General features: G+C 41.2%; 5 protein-coding genes. 2 read left to right on the forward strand and 3 right to left on the reverse strand.

Annotation, left to right across the window (positions count from 1 at the left end):
* The first annotated feature begins 27 nt into the window (after nt 1–27).
* Complete coding sequence (locus tag V7K44_RS09415) at nt 28–402, forward strand: hypothetical protein (protein ID WP_334930818.1); 375 nt, start codon at nt 28–30, stop codon at nt 400–402.
* 372 nt (nt 403–774) lie between these two features.
* On the opposite strand, the gene V7K44_RS09420 is transcribed toward V7K44_RS09415, so the two are convergent.
* The gene (locus tag V7K44_RS09420) at nt 775–1737 is read right to left on the reverse strand and encodes a TauD/TfdA dioxygenase family protein (RefSeq protein WP_334930820.1); all 963 of its coding nucleotides are present in this window, start codon (nt 1735–1737) and stop codon (nt 775–777) included.
* 332 nt (nt 1738–2069) lie between these two features.
* Here V7K44_RS09420 and V7K44_RS09425 point away from each other — a divergent pair, with 332 nt between their 5' ends.
* The gene (locus tag V7K44_RS09425; protein WP_334930822.1) at nt 2070–3341 is read left to right on the forward strand and encodes an MFS transporter; all 1272 of its coding nucleotides are present in this window, start codon (nt 2070–2072) and stop codon (nt 3339–3341) included.
* A 241-nt stretch (nt 3342–3582) separates the two neighbouring features.
* Here the strand turns inward: V7K44_RS09425 and V7K44_RS09430 are convergent, their stop codons facing one another.
* Both V7K44_RS09430 and nifE read right to left on the reverse strand, forming a co-directional pair.
* Nucleotides 3583–4458 carry a class I SAM-dependent methyltransferase gene (locus V7K44_RS09430; RefSeq protein WP_334930824.1) on the reverse strand — a complete coding sequence of 292 codons (876 nt, stop codon included), beginning with the start codon at nt 4456–4458 and terminating at the stop codon, nt 3583–3585.
* Between the two features lie 190 nt (nt 4459–4648).
* Nucleotides 4649–6061: a nitrogenase iron-molybdenum cofactor biosynthesis protein NifE gene (gene nifE / locus V7K44_RS09435; RefSeq protein ID WP_334930826.1), complete on the reverse strand. Its 1413-nt coding sequence runs from the start codon at nt 6059–6061 to the stop codon at nt 4649–4651.
* Nucleotides 6062–6260 lie beyond the last annotated feature (199 nt).

Genomic DNA, 6260 nt, shown 5'->3' on the forward strand with positions numbered 1-6260 from the left:
GCTGAACGTAAGCTGCGTACTCGTCTGTTGGCAGATAATACTACGGTATTTGGTGATAAAGCTCTTGTAGAAAGCCCTGGATTTTATTATGCTGCACCAGATTTTGTCTGCGATCATCCAGATATTTTGAAAATAATTTTGCAAGAACTGGAAAAAGCAGGTAGCTGGGCTAAAAACAACAACAAAGACTCAGCCAAACTACTTTCCAAACTCTACAAAGTTGATTTAGCCACAATGGAAATCGTAGAGGAACGCGGAGGCGATCGCAAAGTATTACCTGTGACTGATGAAGTTCTCACAGGGTTACAAAACATGGCAGACAGCTTCTACGAACTAAAAGTTATTCCCAAGAAAATTGATGTTAAAGATAAAAACTACAACTGGGTTCCTGAGCAAAAGTGATAAAGCACACCTGATGTAAGTAGGTCGGCGTAAATAACTATTGTTGGGATAAGGCAGGGAGCAGGGGGAGAAAGAGTTTGAGGCTTTCTTTACACAGTTTGGTTTTATTGCACCAACTTACTTATTACAAACCCTTTCAGGGTAGGCAATAGGGAACAGTAATGAAAAATTCCATCCCCTTATGCGTGAAGTTTTTGGGCATTGGAAATGGGACATGGGCAATCAAGCGCCGACTTTCTATAACTTACCTTTTGTATATGATCAACTGGTCATGCAAAAGTTCCCCTTGTAGAGCAACAAGGGTTAATGTCTGCGTTCATAAGTACTGAGTACTTTTTAATTTACTCAGCACTCACGACTTATAACTCAGCTTTACGAAAGGACTGGTTGTGCTTCCTTAAACTCAGCTTTTTGCTTGAAGACGCTTGGTACTTCAGCGCTGAAAGCTTCACCTTGAACCACTTCTGAACGGAAACCATAAACTCCTACTGGAACATCGCCTGTGATGGTGGTGCGATAAAGGAGACGTTCGACATCCAAATGATCCAAATCTTGAGGAGCCAAATGCACGGTGGCGCGGTTGTCCCAGAAGGCGATATCACCGTTGTTCCAACGGAAGCGGGTGGTATAGGCAGGTTTAGTGACTTGGTTAAAGAATAACTCTAGCAACAGTCTGCTTTCTTCTGGTGACACATCAACAATGCGGGAGACAAAGCCAGGGTTGACGAACAAGGCACGCTCACCAGTCTCAGGATGAACTCTGACCACTGGGTGAATAGAAACCAGAGGATTGACAGCAATGCGCTGGTCGAATTTATTGTTGCGGGGTTGATAACCGCCTCCATTGAAGCGATGTTCCGCTTTTAATGTATCTGCTAGCGATCGCAAAGGTGCTGAGAGTCCCTCATAAGCGGCAACGAGATTACTCCACTGGGTGTCACCACCGAAATTAGGGACATTAACTGCGCGTAAAATTGACGCTGCTGGTGGGTTGATCGCCGCCGTTACATCTGTGTGCCAAGGGCCGCCAGTGCGAAAACCATACTGCTGCTCATAAAGCTTACGGTCTACGGGTTTGATCTGGGGAAATCCCGGAACTGGTTCAGGCTCTCCCAAGGGATGGGCGAAAGTCACTTCGCCAAAACGAGATGTGAACTCGACCTGGGCAGCATGATCGATGTTCTGACCACGAAAGAACAAGACTTTCCACTTCAATAGCGCTTTGCGAATTTCTTGGACTTGATCCTCAGAAAGAGAGCGGGAAAGGTCTACGCCGCCGATTTCTGCACCGATGAAACCAGCTACCTGTTTAACTTCTATATGTTTGTAGCCCATTAGGATTCTCCAGAATTTTATCTATCAGGAGGTGTTCACACTCGCCTATTTCCTTGGGAATTGTCGCTACCCAATATCTGATAGCAACATTCCAATGCTGGGAGCATAACTGAAATTATCATACAGTATTCCGATAGAGTTAACGTAGTACGTAGGGGCTAAATAGTAATTTCCTACGTTTTTGCACACCAATCATCTTCTATAGCGATCCGATGTCAATGTGCAAAAGCCTTAGCTCAGACAGATCAGCGATGCCTGGGCAGTAAACTACGCGATTATTTGACAATTCTTAGTTAATCTAATTATTAGTAAACCATAATAAAATTTTCCTCATGAAAATTTGGCATAGACAACTAGGGGAAAGCATCAGTAATATCACGTACCACCATTTACCCGCCTTGCGCTGGCGTAACTTTCGCCTATTTTTTGGCGGACAGTTACTATCAATGTCTGGAACATTTATGACCCAGCAGTTAACTATTCCTTGGCTGGTATACGATTTGACTAAATCGCCTTGGTTGTTGGGAGTTGCAGGGTTTGTACAATTTTTACCTACCTTATTACTGATTCCCTTTTCGGGCATATTGTCCGATCGCTGGAGTCGTCGTGACTTGTTAATAGTGGTGCAGATATTGGGAATTAGCGTTTCCCTGGCTTTAACGATTCTCACCTTTACCAATTGGATTACCTTTCCTATCCTCTTGGTACTGAGTGCTTTCAATGGTTTGCTCAAGGGATTAGATATGCCCGTGCGCCATACAATCGTCACCGAAACTGTAGACGATCGCGCCGATTGGAGTAATGCGATCGCCTTGAATTCAGTAATGTTAAGTTCCTCTCTCGTAGTGGGGCCTGCTATGGGCGGGATTTTGATTGCTACACTAGGGGTAAAATATTGTTTTCTTTACGATACCCTCAGCTATATTCCTGCCATATTTACCTTGCTAGCGATGCGGCTGCCAGCCAGACAGATGCAACCCCTTACGGGCATTAGCGATACTTTGGAGAAATTGCGGGAGGGCTTTGAATATGTCTGGAAATTCCAGCCGATTAGAGTAATTTTATTAATGCTAGCGTTACATGGTTTCGTCGGGATGTCTCATGTCGCGCTCATGCCTGTTTTTGCAGCAAAGATTCTCAATGGAAACGCAACAACGATGGCTCACCTCAGCACTTCAGCACCGATTGGCTCGTTGTTTGCTTGTTTGTATCTAAGTGTCAGACGAGGGATTGTAGGCTTAGAGCGTTTGATTGTAGTTGCTCAAGTTTTGATTGGGATGAGTTTGATATTCTTTTCACTCTCGCGTCAAGTTTGGCTATCTATAATCATTCTGGTATTTCTAGGCTGCTTTTCTATCCTTAACATTACCAGTAGTAATATGATTATTCAAACCCTAGTTACTGAGGATAAACGCGGACGGGTAATGAGTTTTTACGCCCTAGCAATGGTGGGTACAATGCCCTTCGGGAATTTGTTAGCTGGAACTTTGGCAGATAATTTTGGTGCGACTAATGCCTTGATTGTCTGTGGTAGTCTGATTATTTTAGGTGCGCTCTGGTTCTCTGCACAATTGCCAGCAGTAAGTCGTTGGATTGCTCGGTAAACAAGTTGCTTCTGTTAGTTAGAAAGTAAGTGACTCTTACATAGGGGAGCTACTGCGCCCTTGCAGTTAAGAAACAGTTACGCGAGTGGCATAGTTCGCTCCCATGTCCCTAATCCCCAAAGGCAAAGGGATTAACACCAATGTTGCTAAGTTAAATTTGAAAATAGCCGAAGTTCAAAGCACCCAATTGTTATCTTGATCTTGTAAATAAAAGACTATTATCAACTAGTTTTGAATAGTCTTATCTAACGGTTAAAACAAAAGTAGAGCCAATAGCCAACATTGATTTAACAATCTCAGGCTCGATCCCTAAAGGCTTTAAGCAAGTAATTTTATTTATCACTTCGAGCATACTGTATTCTTGAATATCAAATCCTTGTTCATAAGCAAACTGTTTCACATGGTCGATGTTTTCAAAGTGATAATTATTAATAGCTCGACCAGAGACATTACTTGCAGTTTGATTAAGTCTTTGCAACCCAGGGCTAATCTGCCGTAGTTGATTCAAGCCATCAAAAGTTGTTAGGTCGGGTGTAATCCATACACCACCGTAAACTTGCAGTATCTCACGAACGTTAGCAAACACCATTTGTTTTTCTGCTAAGGTTAGGTATGTTAACAATCCTTCGCATAGAATAACTACAGGTTTGTTTTTATGTAAATAATTTACGTTCAGAGGCAACTGACTAGGTTGACTAGTAGCATCAATTGCTGCAAAATACAAATTCTGCCGTTCTTCGATCAATTGTTTTACGAATTGCTGCTTCTGACAAATCATTTCAGGTAAATCACTTTCAATAAAAGTGATATTTTTATTCTGAGACATTACCATTCCACGAGGTAATAATCCAGATGCTAACTCGATAATTTGGATAGCCTCAAATTGCAAGTGTTGAGATATTACTTTATTAATAGCTTTGTAACGAGCCTCAACAAGAACAGACACTTCAGAAGGCTGTGTTAATTTTTGTTGTTGCAGTTTCTCTATGAAGCTTTCGGCATTAACTAATTGAGCTAATTCCTTGCTATAAGGAATATCAGTAAACTGCCTAGTGTAGGCTACCATCAAAGCTGTTGGACTAATTGCATTAAAAGAGTTTGCCTGTGGTTGAACCATTTGCTACCTCACATATAGTTTTTTATATAACCTAGTATTTGTGCCTGTAAAAGCTAAGGCGATATTTATAAATAATACAGTAAAGCTATTAATTTGGGGAATATCTGGCACAAATACCAAGAATCTCCCGCTAATCAAAAAGTTAGCGGGAGATGATTAATGACACCGACTTTGCAGAAGAAAGTTGCGCCTATAGCTGATAGCTGATTTTTTCATCCCAAGGAGCAGGTTTGCTAATTTGCTCCCATATAGGACTATACAAGGCTTCATGTAGTTCGCGTGCTAGTACCACCAAACCTGCATAACCAGCATAAGCATGGTGACGTTCATGGTTAATGTCTAAAAAAGGAATTCCCGTTTTGAGTGCTGTATATTTATTGCCAGCCCCAGTAATCAACACATCAGCTTTTGTTTGGTGCAATACCTTTAATAATGCCTGGGGAGTTGTGTCAGACAAAAGTATTGCATCTGCACCAAGATATTGTTTAATTTTAGCTTTCTCCTCTTCTGTTGTTTTGCCATCCGTAGCTGCAATAACTTCCATTCCCAAATCTTGGGCTGCTAAAATAAGCGACCAACTTTTCACACCACCAGTAGAAAGAATAATCCGTTTACCTTTTAAATCAGCAAGGTAAGGAGCTAAAGCAATATCTAGAGCAGCATTTTCTTGAGCAATTAACTTTTCTGTACGTTCTTGCAGTTCACAGGCAATAACACTATCTCTCAAGGAGATACTTAATTTGGTCGCAACATTTCGCAAGCAATCGTTTAAGTTGGTCGCACCATAGAACGATTCTTCAATATAAGGAATTCCATAGCGTTCAGCCATAGTTTGCGCCATTTGTATAGCTACATTTGAGCAAAGTACTACATTTAATTTGGCACGATGAGCATAGCAAACTTCTTGATAACGAGCATCACCTGTAATTTTAGAAAGAACGCGAATTCCCATTTTTTGGAATAATGGTAAGATATTCCACGTTTCACCTGCAACATTATAGTCACCAACAATATTAATATCTAATGGTGTAGTAAATTCCGGTTCGGCTGTACCAATGACAGCATTCAATAAAGTTTCATTACCGATGCGATTCCCTAAATTTTTACTACCAAGAAATCCAGGCGCATTTACATAGATAACTGGGATATTAACTTGTTTTGCAGCAAGTTGGCAGACACTATCAATATCATCACCAATCAAAGCAGACAGACAAGTAGCATAAACAAAAATAGCGGCAGGATGATAGCGTTGAGCAACATCCACAATCGCTTTGTACAGTTTCTTTTCCCCACCAAAAACGATATTACCCTCACTAAAGTCAGTAGTAAAAGCAGTTTGGTATAATTGGGAGCCTGAAGAGAGGCTACCATGAGTTGCCCAAGGATTGTGAGTACAAGAAACAGCGCCATGTACTAAATGAACAGCATCAGTAATAGCTCCGACAGAAACCATCGCTCCATCAAAAGGGCAATTTCCTTGGGTTGCACCTGGTTGTGGTGGTTTTGTGCAAGTGAGTTTTTTCTGACTATTAAGTTGTTTCTGGTTAGATTTGCAAGCTGTTTCGCTAAGAGGTTCGTTAATTTTTACTTGAGTGTTTTTCATGCTTTTCCTCGTACTAAAAATAAATACAAAACAGCCAAGAATGAGGAGTTAAGAGTATTATTTTCTCTAGACCTCTTGCATAAGTCGAATAGACCCCCCTTTATCCCCCCTTATAAAGCAGGGCTGATTCATTCCCTAAAACAGGTAAAATTGCAAGTGTTGAGGGGAGGAAAATTATGGGTAGTTCTCTGATTGAACA

This window comes from Nostoc sp., from assembly GCF_036917235.1.
Lineage (GTDB): Bacteria > Cyanobacteriota > Cyanobacteriia > Cyanobacteriales > Nostocaceae > Nostoc.